At 61.8% G+C, this 16,093-nt stretch carries 9 protein-coding genes; 2 read left to right on the forward strand and 7 right to left on the reverse strand.

The annotated features are described in order from the left end of the window. Window positions 1-583: 583 nt before the first annotated feature. Window positions 584-1,600 (forward strand): IS30 family transposase, encoded by a 1,017-nt coding sequence (locus FZ025_RS20275; protein WP_158185607.1) that lies wholly within the window; start codon window positions 584-586, stop codon window positions 1,598-1,600. On the opposite strand, the gene FZ025_RS20280 is transcribed toward FZ025_RS20275, so the two are convergent. From FZ025_RS20280 to FZ025_RS20300, 5 genes are all read right to left on the reverse strand, one after another. Beyond that, window positions 1,483-9,081 (reverse strand): calcium-binding protein, encoded by a 7,599-nt coding sequence (locus tag FZ025_RS20280; RefSeq protein WP_244292418.1) that lies wholly within the window; start codon window positions 9,079-9,081, stop codon window positions 1,483-1,485. The two genes, FZ025_RS20275 and FZ025_RS20280, sit on opposite strands and share 118 nt — an antisense overlap. A gap of 12 nt (window positions 9,082-9,093) precedes the next feature. Further along, window positions 9,094-9,597: a hypothetical protein gene (locus tag FZ025_RS20285; RefSeq protein WP_146093643.1), complete on the reverse strand. Its 504-nt coding sequence runs from the start codon at window positions 9,595-9,597 to the stop codon at window positions 9,094-9,096. Window positions 9,598-9,765: 168 nt separating this feature from the next. Then, window positions 9,766-11,190: an HlyD family type I secretion periplasmic adaptor subunit gene (locus tag FZ025_RS20290; protein WP_046978430.1), complete on the reverse strand. Its 1,425-nt coding sequence runs from the start codon at window positions 11,188-11,190 to the stop codon at window positions 9,766-9,768. Next, entirely contained in the window at window positions 11,187-13,319 is a 2,133-nt protein-coding gene (locus FZ025_RS20295) for a type I secretion system permease/ATPase (protein WP_208803838.1), read from the reverse strand. Before FZ025_RS20295 ends, FZ025_RS20290 begins: the two co-directional genes overlap by 4 nt. Before the next feature lie 333 nt (window positions 13,320-13,652). Beyond that, entirely contained in the window at window positions 13,653-14,072 is a 420-nt protein-coding gene (locus FZ025_RS20300; protein ID WP_146093587.1) for a GIY-YIG nuclease family protein, read from the reverse strand. Window positions 14,073-14,432: 360 nt separating this feature from the next. Between FZ025_RS20300 and FZ025_RS20305 the strand changes: the two genes are divergently transcribed. Then, window positions 14,433-15,203: a rhodanese-like domain-containing protein gene (locus FZ025_RS20305; RefSeq protein WP_046981711.1), complete on the forward strand. Its 771-nt coding sequence runs from the start codon at window positions 14,433-14,435 to the stop codon at window positions 15,201-15,203. Between the two features lie 5 nt (window positions 15,204-15,208). Here FZ025_RS20305 and FZ025_RS20310 read toward each other — a convergent pair whose 3' ends face one another. Continuing rightward, window positions 15,209-15,724 (reverse strand): type II secretion system protein, encoded by a 516-nt coding sequence (locus tag FZ025_RS20310; RefSeq protein WP_046981710.1) that lies wholly within the window; start codon window positions 15,722-15,724, stop codon window positions 15,209-15,211. Then, on the reverse strand, window positions 15,721-16,086 hold the full coding sequence (locus FZ025_RS20315) for a type II secretion system protein (protein WP_244292419.1): 366 nt from the start codon (window positions 16,084-16,086) through the stop codon (window positions 15,721-15,723). Before FZ025_RS20315 ends, FZ025_RS20310 begins: the two co-directional genes overlap by 4 nt. Between the last annotated feature and the right edge of the window lie 7 nt (window positions 16,087-16,093).

Below are 16,093 nucleotides of genomic sequence, written 5' to 3' on the forward strand. Positions count from 1 at the left end.
CCTCCGCGTACGAATTGCTTGCATTAAACCAGTCCCCTCAGAGAGTTGGCTGACGGACTCGTTTAGCGCAAGCCTAAGTGCTGCGCGTGGGCGCGTAGGCTCGCGGGAATAGTTTGCAATGTATCTTCGTCGCGGACCTCAATTTTCCGTACCCTCGATAAATCTTCCGAATCGGCAATTAGTGGCACGGGTCAGTAGGGGGAGCTCGCTGTCGCGCGAGAAGATGGTGGGCATTGACGTAGCGACTGCTTCCAAAACTTTGGACTACCGCTGCACCCACCCCGGCCACACTTGCTCGAGGGGCACACCTGCGAAGACATGGTCATTGACGTGTTCGAAATGGCGTGGAGACCAGCGCCCGCAGTGCTGGAGTCCTTGGCCGCTACCGGCGAGATAAAGTACGTGCCCCCGCTACATCTTACGCAATGATCTGACGCGCGGCTTGCAGAAGGTGGGGCCGAAATAGAAAGCCCCTGCCCGTCATCGGGCAGGGGCTCTGTCCACCATGCAACTGGATCAGATGGCCGATGCTGGGCAGACTCAACTTCCAAGTGCAACACCTCACAGAGCGTAGGGTGTTGCGATGGGAAGACAGTACAGTCATCTGAGTAGTGAGGAACGCGCGGTGCTTCAGGTCGAACGCGATCGGGGAACGAGTCTTCGTGGGATCGGTCGCCGCCTGGGGCGTAGCGCATCGACGCTGAGCCGCGAGATCCGGCGTCTGGACAGCGGCGTGTACTCGGCGCATGCGGCAGCCCTGGTGTATCGATCGCGGCGATCGCGCAGCGTACGAGCACGCAAGCTGATCGCGGGCGCGGTGCTGTTCGAGTTCGTCCACGACCGTCTTGTGTTCGATCGCTGGTCGCCGCAGCAGATCGCGGCCACACTGCGGGACATGCATCCAGACGACGCCAGCCAGCGGGTCAGTCACGAGACGATCTACGCGGCCATCTACGCGCATCCGCGCGGCGGCCTGAAGCAGGCCCTGGTCGATGCATTGCGCCAGAGCAAGCCCACGCGAGGCCGCAGGCGCACCACAGCAGCGGCGCGCACCTGGGTACCGGAGGAGCTGCGCATCGTGCATCGGCCCGAAGCGGTGGAACAGCGCCTGCTGCCGGGGCATTGGGAGGGCGACCTGATCAAGGGCGCGTTCAACCGGTCCTGCGTGGGCACGCTGGTCGAGCGCAAGACACGCTTCGTGGTGCTGTGCAGGATGGATGGCTGCACCGCGGACGCCGCGCTGGAAGGCTTCACTCGCCAGATGAAGAAGCTGCCGGCCTTCCTGCGCGAGAGCCTGACCTACGACCGCGGAACGGAACTGACCTGTTACGAGGAGCTGATGCGAGGGTTGAACATCGACGTGTGGTTCGCCGATCCGTATGCGCCGTGGCAGCGGGGCAGCAACGAGAACACCAATGGCCTGCTGCGCCAGTTCCTGCCCAAGGGCGTGGACTTGTCGCAAGCGAGCCAGGAGTACCTCAATCACGTCGCCAAGCTGATGAATGGGCGTCCTCGCCAGACATTAGGCTGGGCCACGCCGGCAGCGGCCATGGAGAAGGAAATCCTCGCCTTCAAATCACGTGTTGCACTTGATTCTTGAGACCGCCCTGTCAGCTGCAGACTCTGATGACGTTCATGCACCATAAGGGCCGTCGCCTCAACCTCGACTCCACGGAATCCAGCCATCGCCGAGATCAACTGATCCAGATCAGGGGAGTGCACCTGGTCCTGTAGGGCCGTACCACTCAGGCCGATGCTTTCTTGACGCATCAGGTCCGCGCGATCCTCCAGTACGGAACGACTCAGCGGCACTCGCCAACCATACTCTTGGCTCCATAGATCAATTTCATCCCAAGCATCTGCGGACTCGCCCAGGAACTTCGCTGGCAACTTGCGTGCCTTCTGCGCTGGTGGCGTTGCCACGTCTGCCTTGCCGCCCATCGATGTTTCAAGCACCTGGTCCTGCACCAACAGAGCAACCTTGGGCGAGACCGTGGCGAGTTGCGCGTCCGTGCCCGTATCGGTAATCGACTCCGACGACGTTTCGCTTGTTTCGATCTGCTGCACTGACGCACTCAACGTCTGCACCAGCGATGCACTGCCAACGAGACTGCTGGGCAACGGGGTCAGCTGATTGGCGATCTGTGCCGCCGACAGTGCATTTCCACTCGATGGCTGGACATAAGCAATGGACGCCTCGCCTCCCAGGAAGTGGTTGAGCACTCGGAAGCCTTGTGACATATCGCCATCGACCAGCACCACCAGATCGTCGCCGTCCTGGTGGTAGCTCAGGCGGCTGCTGTCGACATCGGAGAAGTACAGCCAATCGGTACCCCCCCCCGTGTTGTCGACCGTGTCTGCACCCGAGCCTTCGGCATAGAAGTACGTATCGTTGCCCGCACCGCCGAACAGCACATCGTCACCATCCTCGCCGACCAGTTGGTCATCGCCCGCCCCACCCATCAGGATGTCGTTGCCCGAGCCGCTGAAGCTGCCGTTTCCGCCGGACAAGTAGTCGTTGCCGTCGCCGCCATCGAGCTTGTCGTCACCACCAAATCCGAACACGGTGTCATCGCCGCCCAGGCCATGGATCAGATCCCGCCCCGAACTCCCCAGCAACTGCTCGCCGCTCGCCGTGCCGGTGACGACATTCGAGTAGTCCGCGTCGTTACCTTCGTTGCCACCAGTGCCAGGATCACCATCACCCGGATCGGGATCGCCCACGCCTGTCTCCCCACCACCCGGATAGCCTGACTGGGCCAGGGCATTGATCGCAGCCGTGTTCAACATGCTTCCGCTGGCGGGCTGGACAAAGTCAAGCGCCAGATCGCCACCGAGGAAGTGTCCGGTCACGCGCACGAACCCGCTGGCGTTGCCGGCCACGGTAATGACCAGATCATCGGCATCCTGGTAGAAGGTCAGATCACTGGCAGTGATCCCGTTGTTGAAGAACACGCCATCGGTACCACCGCCGGTGTTGTCGATCGTGTCCTGGCCGCCGCCGTAGACGTAGTTGTCGTCGCCGGCGCCACCGATCAGAGTGTTGACCCCCTCCTCGCCTACCAGTGTGTCCGCACCGGCGCCGCCTTCCAGGCGGTCGTCGCCCGAAGCGGAGCCGCTGCCATTGCCGCCGGACAGGTAGTCGTCGCCGTCGCCGCCCTGCAGAGTGTCGTTTCCGCCCATGCCGAACAATTGGTCGTTGCCGGCCAGGCCCTTGATCAGGTCCTTGCCCGAACTGCCCACCAGTTGCTCGCTGGCGGCGGTGCCTTCGATGACCTGGTCATACTCGCCGCCGGTGCTGCTCCCTGCCACGATCTGGTTGATCTCGGCCGTGGTCAGGTAGTAGCCACCGTCCGGCTGCACGTAGTCGATCGCGGCATCGCCACCGAGGAAGTGGTTCAGCACCCGCACCGAGGGCGTTGATACAGCGTCGACGAAGATCAGCAGGTCGTCGCCGTCGCGGTCGAACGACAGGCGTTCGCGGGTGATGCCGTTGGTGAAGAACACCCCGTCGAAGCCGCCGTCGCTGTTGTCAATGACGTCGCTTCCAGAACTGGCGTCGAAGACATACTTGTCGTCGCCCGTGCCACCGATCAGGGTATCGTCGCCATCACCGGCCACGATCGTGTCATCGCCACCGGCGCCATCGATCACGTTGGCGGCACCATTGCCGGCAATGTAGTTGTCCAAGTCGTTGCCGGTGCCATTGATGGCCGCACTGCCGGTCAGGAACAGGTTCTCGATGTTCGCCGACAGGGCGTAGGAGGCCGTGGTCTGGACTTGGTCCGTGCCTTCGCCCGCCGCTTCGACCACGACATCGTCGCTGTCGTCGGTGATGTAGACGTCGTTGCCGGCCCCGCCTTCGAGATAGTCCACCCCGGTGCCGCCGTCGAGGTAGTCGTTGCCCGCGCCACCGTACAGTGTGTCGTTGCCGTTCACGCCGAACAGGTTGTCGTCGCCCTCCCGCCCGTGCAACGTATCGTCGCCATCCCAACCGCCCAGGCTATTGTCGCCGGCGTTGCCGGTGATCGTGTTGTCCAGCCCATTGCCGTTACCGGTGGTGATGCCGGCGCCCAGGATCAGGTTCTCGACGTTGCTTTCCAGGACCAGGTTGGTCTCGAACACACGCTCGACGGTATCGATGCCCTCGCCCGCGTACTCGTGCACGCTGTCGGAGGCGGACACGGCCACGTAGAAGTCGTCGCCCGTGCCGCCGTACAGGGTATCGGCGCCGGCACCACCGACGATCTGGTTGTTGCCGGCGTTGCCGTGGATCACGTTGTCGCCATCGTTGCCGGTCGCGTCGAGGTCGGCATCGCCCAGCAGGGTCAGGTTCTCCAGGGTCGCGCCCAGCGTATAGCCGATGCTGGATTCGACCGTATCGACGCCTTCATCTGCATCCTCAACGACGACATCCCCAACCTGATCGACCACGTAGGTGTCATTGCCCAAGCCACCGGCGAGGGTGTCGGCCCCGGCTCCGCCATCCAGACGGTTGTCATTGCTGTTGCCGGTCAGTGCGTTGTCCAGCGTATTGCCGGAGCCTTCGTAGGCACCGCTGCCTTCGACCAGGACCAGTTGTTCCACGTTTGCCGACAGAGCGTAATCGCTGGTGGCGTGAACGGTATCCACGCCTTGGCCGGCCAACTCGGAAATGACGTCCGCGGAATCGTCCACGAAGTAGAGATCGTCTCCAGCGCCGCCATTCATCCGATCCACACCCGCACCGCCGTCAAGATGGTCGTTGCCCTGTCCACCCCACAGTGTGTCGCTACCCTGGCCGCCAAGCAGCAGGTCATCTCCGTCGCGCCCGTCGAGGATGTTGTCGCCCGAGTTCCCTCGCAGTTCATTGGCCTGATCGTTGCCGGTGGCATCTATGTCGGCGCTGCCGACCAACTCCAGCGTCTCGACATGCTCGGGCAGTGCGTAGCTCACCTGGCTGCGGATCGTGTCGACCCCGGCCCCAGTGGCCTCCACGACGACATCGTCCGCACCGTCAACGTCATAGAGATCGTCGCCGGTACCGCCCGCCATGTAGTCGGCGCCTGCGCCGCCGTCCAGATGATCGTGCCCGCCGCCGCCGGTCAAGCTGTCGTTGCCTGCACCACCGGACAGAAGATCATTGCCCTCGTCGCCGAACAGCTGGTCAGCCCCATCCTGTCCGTGCAGCGCGTCATCGCCCAGCCCGCCGTGGAGAGTGTCATCGCCCCCCTCCGCGTAGATTGTATCCGCGCCATCAAGACCGTCGATCACGTTGCCGAGGGAGTTGCCGTAAATCACGTCGGCGACGGACGTGCCCCTCATGACTTCTGCGTCCAGATCCAACATCGACAGATCCCAGGGCGCGCCACCGTCAGCAACCAATCGCAAGCCGAGGAGGGCCAAGCCGGACTGGGGATCGAAGAAGTCATCCAGGACAAGTTCGTCGTCAGCACTAGTTCCAAAGCGAATGCTTAGGCTCGTGCCATTGCGGCGGAATACCATCTCTGCCAACGTCAGGTCGGCAAGTTGGATCGTTGTGAGTCCTTGCGCGTCGCGGATGTCGTCGCGCCCGTCCCCGCGATTGAAGTAGTAGTGATCGTCGCCTTCACCACCTTCGAGACGATCGTCGCCCTGGCCACCTGTCAGGTGATCTGCGCCCGCTGCGCCAATCAGTTCGTCATCACCCTCTCCACCGAACAGTTCGTCGTCGCCTGCACCACCATGGAGCCAATCGCGGTCACCACCACCCTCCAGACGATCGTTGCCGTCGCCACCGGACAACGCGTCCATGTCCGCGCCGCCGGTGACAAGATCTGCGCCATCGCCGCCGAAAAGCGTGTCGCTGCCGTCGCCCCCATGAACCTCGTCATCGCCGGCGCCGCCGTCGATCAGGTCCATTCCCGCGCCGCCGTTGAGGACGTCGTCGCCCGCTGCGCCATGAATGTCGTCGTCGCCCATACCTCCCGAGATCACGTCGTTACCGGCGTATCCGCGCAGAACATCATCGCCATCAGTGCCGACCTGCGCCATCGCGAGCACATCGCCCACCTGCCAGACCGTGCCGGAAGCGAAGCGGAATTCGTCGATGCGGTAGGCTCCGCTACCATCGTCGACGAAGTAGGAAACCACACGCAGCTGATCGGTACCGGCGACCGTCAGCAACAGGTCGTTGCCATCGCGACGTACGGTAACCTGCGATACGTCGATATCGGCGGAAAACTCCACGATGTCCAGCCGGTTCGCGGCGCTGTCGAAGTTGGAGATGACGTCGCTTCCGAATCCGCTGGCGAAGAGATAGACGTCGTTGCCCCTGCCGCCATCGAGCTGATCGTCACCGGCCCCGCCTGTGAGTTGGTCGTTACCTTCCCCACCATCGAGTCGATCGTTATCTATCCCGCCGAAGAGCTGGTCCGCACCGGTACCGCCCACAAGGCTGTCGTTGCCGGCGTCGCCGTGGAGCACGTCGTCGCCATCGTCGCCCTGGAGACTGTCATTCCCGTCTCCGCCCGACAACGTATCGTTGCCGCCGCGCCCGGACAGCCAGTCGCTATGATCGCCACCGGAAATGACGTCATCGGTCTCGTATCCATACAGGTCGTCGTCGCCTTCTGTCGCAGACAGGACCCGGGTCTTGATCTCTTCCACGTCCCAGATCGTGCCATCCGCGAACTGGATCCTGTCAACACGGTATGCGCTCGTGCCGTCATCCCTGAAGAATTCCTGGATGTCGATGCGGTCGTCAGTCCCCACGATCGAGATGCAAAGGTAGTTGCCGCTACGCCAAATCTTGATGGCGCCGGGTAGCAGGTCTTCCAACAGGAGCGTGTCCTGCCGGCCCGCCGTAGTATCGTAGTTACTGATGATATCGTGACCGTCACCACGCCGAAACACATACAGGTCGTTGCCGGCATCGCCGGAGAGGAAGTCGTCGCCGCGTCCGCCGTAGATTCGGTCGTTCCCCTCGCCGCCGTAGATCGCGTCGTTGCCGGCGCCGCCATCCAGGATGTCGTCGCCGGCGTCGCCCCGCAGCGAGTCGCGTCCATCCTCGCCAAGCACCAGGTCGTTGCCAGCACCACCGGCAACGTAGTCATCGCCGGCGCCGGCCAGGATTGTGTCGTTACCGGCATCGCCGTATATCGAATCGTTGCCGGCACCCGCATGTACCAAGTCTTCGCCGTCGCCGCCACGCAGCGTATCGCCATCCGTCTGATTCGTGCCGAGAAGGATGTCGTTCCCTGCACCTCCCGCTGCGCTTTCGTAACCTGATGTTGAGGACGTGAGGATGACGCCGATTTCCTGCAGCGCGCTGATCAAGGAGGGATCCGCAGCTCCGGCGGAAGCCCACGACTGCAGCAGGTCGAATCCGCTGCGATAGCCCATCGCCGCCAATTCCTGCCCCTGGTACTTCAACAGCTCCGCCAGATCGATCGTCGCATTGAGCGGATCGGTCGCGTAGCGCTGCGTCAGCAGCGCATCGATCTGCGAGAAATCCCAGATCACGCGCTGCTCGGTTGTTGACCACTGGAGCGAAACCGTCTCCAGGTACGGCTCCAGGCGCGTCTGGACCACCAATTCGGCGTACATGGCATCGAGAATCCGCGCATGGATATCGCGGTACTGAGCCAAGTTTTGATCGCCCCACCAGATATCCTGCGTTGAGGAAAGACCCAGGATCGCTTCAACCGTGCGGATAACGAGCTTGTCGGCGGCATCGAGTTCGACAGGATCCGGCCACATAATCACTTCGCCGGGACGCAAGCGGACAATATTTTCGGATGAGGGATCCTCTACACCGCCACCCGAATGGAGCAGGATGGGTAGGTCCTGCCACGCCGGGCTGGTCTTGGCCCATTCAAGGAGCACGTCATCTATCAGCGCGAGTTGGGCTGCGCGCGTCCCGGCCGAACCGAGTGCCCGCAACGAGGTCTCCAGCGACTCGGACAACGTGGCTGCTTGGCGAAGATCGCGCAGAAGGCCAACCCCCTCCATGTCAGGCAGGTCGGCGAAATCAGCCGGCACCTCAACGTCGTCCAGGTAGTCCGAGCGAGTCCCGTCGTGGTCGAAGTTGAAATCACCAACGACTCCCTGCACGATCACGCCGCCCTCGGCCACTCTTGAAAATGTTCCAGTCCCCATCAAGCTTCCGCCGGAGACCTCGCCATTGCTCGGCGTGGTGAAGCCCGTCGCTATGTTAACGATGCCGAGTTCGGCCAGTGTCCTAAGTTCACCCGCGTCAGTGATTCCGTCGCCGTCTAGATCCTGCCAGACCCGCAACGTGCCAAACCCGCTGTCCGAGGCGTCTACCACGCCATCGCTGTCCTCATCCAGATCCGCAAGTGCTGCAAATCCATGTTCGGCAAGACTTCCATCGCTGCGCTGTGTCCGGTCTCCGAACAGTTCGGAACCGCTGGTGATCAGGCCATCTCCGTCCAGATCACGTACCAGCAGACCGTCGCTCGAGCCCACCCACCCTGTCGCAGTGCGGATGCCGTCGCCATCGTGGTCAAACAGCGCACCGGCATAGTTGTTTTCCGCGATGGTCGAGATCAACCCATCGCCATCGAGGTCCAGCGCGAGCGGATCGTAGCGGACGATGCGATAGGTACGGTCCTGGACCCCGTCATACCGATCGCGGAGGTCCTCGAGGAACTGGTCATACCAGCTCCCGGGGCGCTTAGGTGGCTTGATCCGTTCGACGTCGTGGATGTTGTCTTTGGGGAAAATATGCCCTTCGAAGCCCGATGGATTGAGTCCAGCTTGCTCCAATGCTTTCCAAGTGAAGTCGATGCAGCTGTTACTGTTCCACTGGTAGTATTCCGAGAATCCATAGGAGGTCGGATCCTGCCCGAAGCTCTGGAGGGCCTCAAACTGGCTTTGCGAAATCTCAAAGGACTGATAATGCGCCACTTCCTGATAGTTAGCCGTATCGTCAGTATGAACTGAACCCTGTCCATAAGGCATACCATTATCTGGAGCGAAGCCATAACTTTCGGTTGTTATCCCATCGCTAATTTCATACCACATGTGGCCGGCGGCGGATTGGTCTCCATTGGCGAGCGGTGCACCACCATTGGCGATGTGTACGGTGACGGTTGGCATTGGCAAATCCCCCTATTTTCCTTCGTAAGCCGGCGTGATGACGAGGTTGGATTTGAAGCTAGGCTGCTGACTTAAGTCCTTTCCGGTTTGGGTCGAACGGACTCGATAGTGACCTGACATGAGCTGAACGCGTGCGACTTCGAGGTACAGCTTCTTGGCATTCCAAGAACTCAGCTTTGGATCCACAGCGTCCCCGCTGAAAACCAGAGTTCCATCGTCCTTATGAATGGAAATCTCAATATGCAGAGGCACCGAGGCATTTGGTGTCTCAAGGTAATTCCATGCGTGTTGCCTCGCGTTTGGAATGGATGGGGCGATAATCGCCTCGATGGCGATGGAATAAGTATCCTTTTGATGGATTCTCAACTCCCCTTCAAGCTGACCGTTTCCAGGTATCGGATGCCGGAACATATTCCCTTCGCCTCCAGTGCAAGCATTTGCAGCAATCCCTACGCCCAGCGCTGCGGCGATGATGGATCGACGTGCGCTACATCCATGCGGTGCAGTCTTTCTCATATAAGCCTACCGTTCGCTTTTTGATTCGGCGTTGAAGGGCACCTTCCATCTTCCTCGGAAGCAAGCACACAATCATCAGGATGAGATAATTGACGAATACGTGATGCGTGCAGATTGCGGATGGGCATCAGTGCGAGATTGTTTGTGCCGGGTGCGACCCATTCCATATCATCGTTCTCTAAGGGCTTCCGCACCGTGCTGTTGCAACGGGCTGAGTAGGTAGTCGATCACGCGCCGCTTGCCGGTCTTGATCTCCACGCTCAGGCTCATGCCCGGCGTCAGCGCCACGCGCACGCCGTCAATCACCAGGTGTGCCTGGCTCAGCTTCACCCGCGCCGGGAAGATCAAGCCCATGTTTTCGTCCTGGGCCGCGTCGTGCGACACCGTTTCGACGATGCCGGTCAAGTAGCCGTAGCGGGTGTAGGGGAAGCTCTCCACCTTCACCGTCGCCAGCTGCCCCGGCCGCACGAAGCCGATATCCTTGTTGAGAACGGTGGCTTCGACTTCCAGCAATTCTTCACTGGGTACCACCAGCATCAACTCCTGCGCCGGCGTGACCACGCCGCCAACCGTATGGATGGCCAGTTGTTGCACCGTGCCGTCGACCGGCGCGCGGAGTTGCATCAGCTGGTTGCGCTGCTCCGTCTTCACTACCTGCGGAGCGTACTGCCCGATCTGCTCCCGCGCCTGCCGTAATCCGTCATAAGTCTTTTGCCGTGTGTCCGCGACCAGCACCCGCAACTCCTCTCTTGCCCCAGCGATGGCCGATTGAGACTCGACCACGCTGGCGCGTTGGACTGCCAGCAGGCGTTCCATTTCGACCATCTCCTGTTTGCGCGCCAAATATTCGTGCTTGCTGACGTACTGGCTGCCAAGCAGACGTTCCATGTCCGCCACTCTTTCGCGGGCGATGTCCAGGCTGCGTTGCAGCGGATCGATCTGACTGAGTACAGTCTGCGCCTGGGCCTGCTGTTGCTCGATCGTGGTCTCCAGCCGTTGCTGCTGGGCCTGGAAACTTGCGAACTCGCTGCTGGTCAACTGCCATGTCGCTTTTACCTGGTCCTCCGTCAGACCAGGCGACACTGGAGGTGTCTGTGACAGCACACTGGATTCCAGCGCCTGCACCATGGCGCCATAACGTAGCTCTGCCAGTTTTCCGCTAATCAGGGACTCATCGGCCTGTTGATACTCAGCCCCCGTGGCGGTGGCATCCAGTTCCACCAGCAGGTCGCCTTGCTTCACCACTTGGCCGTCCCGCACCAGGATCTGGCGGACCACTGCGGTTTCGGCTGGCTGGATCACCTTGGTGCGGCTGCCGACCACGGTCTTGCCCGGGGCGACAGCGACGATGTCCAGCTTGCCGATGACCGCCCATAGCAGGGCCACCACGAACAGGGCCATGATGATCCGGGCCGTCCATCGCGCCGTCGGCGAGACCGGGCTTTCGATCAGTTCCAGTTGGGCGGGCAGGAATGCCAGTTCGTCTTCGGTTCGTTTGGGTGGGTCCAGCTGCTGGCGGATCTTCCATGCCGCACCGAACGCCTGCCGGTAGCGACCCAGGAACTCCTTCGCTGCTTCCCAAAGGTGCTTCATGCGATTCCCTGCTGCAGCTTGTACAGGTGGGCGTACTGCCCGCCCGGACGGTCGACCAATTCCTCATGCTTACCGGTCTCGACAATCCGCCCCTTGTCGACGACGACGATCCGGTTCGCCATGCGCACCGTGGACAGGCGATGAGCAATGATCAGCACGGTGCGGCCCTTGCAGATCTCGCGCATGTTCTGCATCACCGCATGCTCCGACTCATAGTCCAGCGCGCTGGTGGCTTCGTCGAAGATCAGGATGCGCGGCTTGGTCACCAATGCCCTTGCGATGGCGATGCGCTGGTGCTGTCCGCCGGACAGGCCGGCGCCGTTGTCGCCGACCTTGGTGTCGTAGCCTTCGGGCAGTTGCAGGATGAACTCGTGGGCGCCGGCCAGCTGCGCGGCCTGGATCACCCGCTCCAGCGGCATGCCGGGGTCGCCGAGCGCGATGTTCTCGCGGATGCTGTGGTTGAACAGGAAGTTCTCCTGTAGCACCACGCCCAGTTGCCGGCGCAGCCACGCCGGGTCGGCCAAGGCCAGGTCGTGGCCATCGACCAGTACCCGCCCACCCTGCGGCACATACAGTCGCTGCACCAGCTTGGTCAGGGTGCTCTTGCCCGAACCGGAGCGGCCGACGATGCCGATGACCTCGCCCGGCGCGATATCAAGGTCGATGCCTGACAGCACGTCAGCTGTGTCGGGGCGATAGCGGAACGTGAGTTGGTCGAACGTCACCCTGCCCTGGATCGGCGGCAGCACCATGCGGCTGCCGGGCACTTCCGTGCGGGTATTGAGAATGTCGCCCAGCCGCTCGACCGAGATCCCGACCTGCTGGAAATCCTGCCACAGCTGGGCCAGGCGCACGATCGGCGCGGACACCTGTCCGGAGAGCATGTTGAACGCGATCAGCTGGCCGACCGAGAGCTTGCCGTCGATGACCAGCTTGGCCCCGAAGAAGAGGACGCCGACCCCGACCAGCTTCTGCACCAGTTGCACGCCCTGCTGGCCGATGTTGGCCAGCCGCGTGACCCGGAACCCGGCGCCGACGTAACCGGCCAGTTGGGTGTCCCAGGTCCGTGCCATGCGCGGATCCACTGCGGTGGCCTTGACCGTGCCGATGCCGCTGACCGTCTCGACCAGGAACGACTGGTTCTCCGCGCCGCGGGCGAACTTCTCGTCCAGCCGCTTGCGCAGCACCGGGGTGATGGCGGCCGACCACAGCGCGTAGACCGGCAGGGACAGCACCACGATCAGGGTGAGCCAAGCGCTGTAGTAGAACATCACCGCCAGGAACACCCCGGTAAACAGCAGGTCCAGCACGGAGGTCAGCGCCTGCCCGGTCAGGAAGCTGCGAATGTTCTCCAACTCGCGCACGCGGGCGATGGTCTGGCCGACCCGGCGCGACTCGAAATAGGCCAGCGGCAGGTTGAGGATGTGCCGGAACAACCGCGCGCCCAGTTCCACGTCGATCTTGCTGGTGGTATGCGAGAACACATAGGTGCGCAGGCCGTTGAGGGTCACGTCGAACACGGCGATGACCAGCAAGCCGGCCGCGATGACCTCCAGCGTGGTCATGCCGTGGTGGACCAGCACCTTGTCCATCACGACCTGGAAGAACAGCGGTGTGACCAGCGCGAACAGCTGGATGAACAGCGAGACGACGAAGATTTCCAGCAGGATGCGCCGGTACTTCACCACTGCCGGGACAAACCAGCGGAAATCGAACCTGGCCAGCTCGCCCAGCACCGAAGCCCGGGAAGCCACCGACAGCAGCCGGCCCGCATAGTGCTGATCGAACTGTTCGCGCGTGAGCACCTGCGGCCGGCGTAGCCTCAGGTTCTGGATCAACACCTTCTGATCCCCAAGCTTGGCGACGATGAAATGCTCGCCATCTGGCTGCCAGGCCAGGGCCGGCAACGCCACCTTGTCCAGGCGATCGGCAGCGATGTCCGAAAACTTGGCCTTCAGGCCGAGTTGCTTGGCAGCCAGAAGCAACGTGCTCTCGTCGAACGGCTCGCCTGCTCGGCCATGCTGGTGCGCCAGCTGCCCGGCATCGGCGGCGATGCCGTGGAACTGTGCCAACAGCCCCAATCCGGCCAAGCCAAGGTCTTCAGGCAAGGGCGCTGCCTCCCCCTCCATCGGCAGCTCGACAACAGCAAGACTCGGCCTTCCTTCGGCCATGACGGACTCCCCCAATCCTTGAAGCGTCATCCCCATTCGTTCTGGCTCTTGCTGCGGCCAAAGCGGACCTGTATCCCAGAAAGATCAGATCACGCAAACCATATTCATGTCAATCGATGCAATAAATGGCAATGGCGTGAGACGCACCGTCGACTCGATCGCGGGATCCCCCTTCCACTTCCTGACTCTTTCAACCGATGGTGTCACCGCTTTAGCGGTCGCCTTAATTGAGGCTATGCGACCACGCCAGCCTCCTATCCGAGCAGTCCTCTCTACTCCCGATAACGCCCCCTAATCGGCGCCTGTTTGCTTGGGCCAGCCTGCCCTCGATAACGCTTCCTGATTCAACGGTTGATGGAGAATATGCGCCTTGCGGTGATGCATTAGCCCGCCACTAGTCGATCGCTCGCAAACGTTGGACCAGAAGCCGCCGCGCACGTTCTTCCAACCGTGCTTAGACATCATGAAAAGAGTGAGCCTGTTCTCAAATCTTTCAGCCACCTTCCAGTCGCACGTTCTAACAGTCTTGGCGCATAGCACAGCAATGGGTGGATTTCGCTTTGTCCACGATGATCCCTTTCCTTGGAAGTGAGCAGCAATTCGCTCGATAAACTTGCATGATTGTCCGACGTAGTAGCAACCGTTCTCCAGCGCTAGCACGTAGATGGTAATCGGCGAAGATCTGATCGTTGAAGTAAGAAGGTCTTTCATGTTGAAGTCCGTTTCAATGTAACCAGATCATACGATATGTCGTCCTTGGACCTGCTGGCGCTGTTTTCCGGCATGTTTCTCAACCGTTCTAGCCGCAGTAGAATCTAGCCGAAGGCAGGCTTGAACCAATGCTGCTGGTGCGCAGCGCCTGCTTGCTCAGCAGGCCATCTTCGGGGCGATTGCATCCAGATCTGCAGCATCGACATGGCAGAGCAGCATGCGTAGCGCGCTGCGCTGCTTACCCAACGGGGCTGGGGGCGTTCCCGTGCAAGCATGAGGCGGTCAACTGCTGTCCTCAATGAGGTGATCTCATCAATGCCAGGCTATTATTGATATGAAATTTCCTGGCTGAACCTAGACATGAAACGTGTGATTTCGCTGATGCTGGTTGTCTCGCTATGGCTGGCCACGCCGATAGCGCACGCGCAGGTGCCTCAGCCCGCCCAACGCGAGGCGCCGACCTGCCACAAGCCACGGGAATCTGGTGGTACCAGCAGTGCAGTGACGGTTGGCGCGCAGGCGCAGACGTGCTTGATCTCCCCTGCCCAGTTGAAGCCTGGTTTGCCGCTCGTCGATCTACGTTCCCGGCAGGACTTTGCCGCTTTCCATATCACTGGCGCAACCAACCAGCAGCTCACGCAGTTGCTTAACCGGCGTCCCACGCGCATGGTCGTCTACGATGGCGGCCGATTGTCCCAGGATGGCGCCCTCCTTTGCGGGCGCCTGCAACGCTTCGGGCTAAACAATGTTCGCGTGCTGGAGGGCGGCATCGCGGCGTGGACGCAATTCCATCGCGATGCGCGTGCAATGGATGCCAGCCGGCTGGACGACGTCGAGGTTTCTTCTGCGCTACTGGCCGGCCAGTCGCCCGTAGTCGCGTTGGCGCCAGGCTTCAAGCGTATTCTGGCCGACCTACCGGCGCGGCCAGCCCGTACAGCAACCCAGGAATTGGTATTGGCGACGAATACCGCCGAGGTCTCGGCACGGTTGGCGCAACGGCGTGGAGGTCCCACCACGCTGTACTGGATCGGCGGGCCCGAGCAGCTGCAATCACTGCTGCAGAACTTGCTGGCGCAGGATCGCAAGCGGGAGATGGGGCCCGGCGACAGTCCGACCTGCAGCGCACTGTGATCGCGCTACGGTTGCGTTGTAAGCGCCGACGGCGAGCCAGCGGCGTTCTGAGTGGGAACCGTCGGAGCAGCTACAGGCTCGATGGCGAGGAACCTCCATTCGGCATAGGTCTGTGCGCCCTCGAATCCGGCGTCCTCCGGTTCGAAGTTGGCGATCTTCATAGGCATGCGTTCCGACAGCGAACGCACCCCGATGATCTGTCCGGCCTGGCGGATCACGCCCCATTCGGCCTGACGCGTCACCGGATCCACATAGCGTCGACGCAGATGACGGCGCAAGGCGCCTCCACGGCGGTCTTCGAGCAGGTCCTTCAGTTCCAGCGGAAACTGCCGCGATGGATGAGCTTGCCGATACGCAAACAGGGCCGTGCGCAACTCGTGCCCGATGCGCAATAGTTCGCGTTCTTCGGCCTGCCGGCGCGCCAGCAGATCCAGCGATGCGATGCCGGTCACCGCGATCGCGAGCAACGCGATCGCGAACAACAGGTAGAGATAGGCGTAGCCGTGGACGCGCGGTTTCATAGATCCGAATAGGGCCGACCATCCTGTGCCGTGCCCTCCGCCCCGCTGCGCACGCCGGCAATGCCGGAACTGCGCTGCGCTTGCGCCTCTTCCAACTGCCAGGTCGTGGCCAGGCCGGTGACCGGATCCACCGGCACGCTGCGCAGGTAGTGCTGGTCGACCAGTTCCTGCAGCGAGTGCGGATAGCGATCCTTGTCTTCGCGGAAGCGATCGATGCTCTCGCGCATCGTCTTCAGGCTGGTCTGCAGGGCGACGTCGCGGGCACGATCAAGCGAGGCCTCGTATCGCGGCAAGGCGATCACCAGCAGTACGGCAATGATCGCCACGACGACGATGAGTTCGATCAGGCTGAAGCCGCGCATGCGCGCT

The organism is Xanthomonas hyacinthi, from assembly GCF_009769165.1.
In the GTDB taxonomy this organism is placed as follows: domain Bacteria; phylum Pseudomonadota; class Gammaproteobacteria; order Xanthomonadales; family Xanthomonadaceae; genus Xanthomonas_A; species Xanthomonas_A hyacinthi.

Bases quoted from the DNA above. Each gene is read 5' to 3' on its own strand.
- FZ025_RS20275 (WP_158185607.1), top strand. From the start codon at position 584: ATGGGAAGACAGTACAGTCATCTGAGTAGTGAGGAACGCGCGGTGCTT.
- FZ025_RS20280 (WP_244292418.1), bottom strand. From the start codon at position 9,081: ATGCCAACCGTCACCGTACACATCGCCAATGGTGGTGCACCGCTCGCC.
- FZ025_RS20285 (WP_146093643.1), bottom strand. From the start codon at position 9,597: ATGAGAAAGACTGCACCGCATGGATGTAGCGCACGTCGATCCATCATC.
- FZ025_RS20290 (WP_046978430.1), bottom strand. From the start codon at position 11,190: ATGAAGCACCTTTGGGAAGCAGCGAAGGAGTTCCTGGGTCGCTACCGG.
- FZ025_RS20295 (WP_208803838.1), bottom strand. From the start codon at position 13,319: ATGGAGGGGGAGGCAGCGCCCTTGCCTGAAGACCTTGGCTTGGCCGGA.
- FZ025_RS20300 (WP_146093587.1), bottom strand. From the start codon at position 14,072: ATGAAAGACCTTCTTACTTCAACGATCAGATCTTCGCCGATTACCATC.
- FZ025_RS20305 (WP_046981711.1), top strand. From the start codon at position 14,433: ATGAAACGTGTGATTTCGCTGATGCTGGTTGTCTCGCTATGGCTGGCC.
- FZ025_RS20310 (WP_046981710.1), bottom strand. From the start codon at position 15,724: ATGAAACCGCGCGTCCACGGCTACGCCTATCTCTACCTGTTGTTCGCG.
- FZ025_RS20315 (WP_244292419.1), bottom strand. From the start codon at position 16,086: ATGCGCGGCTTCAGCCTGATCGAACTCATCGTCGTCGTGGCGATCATT.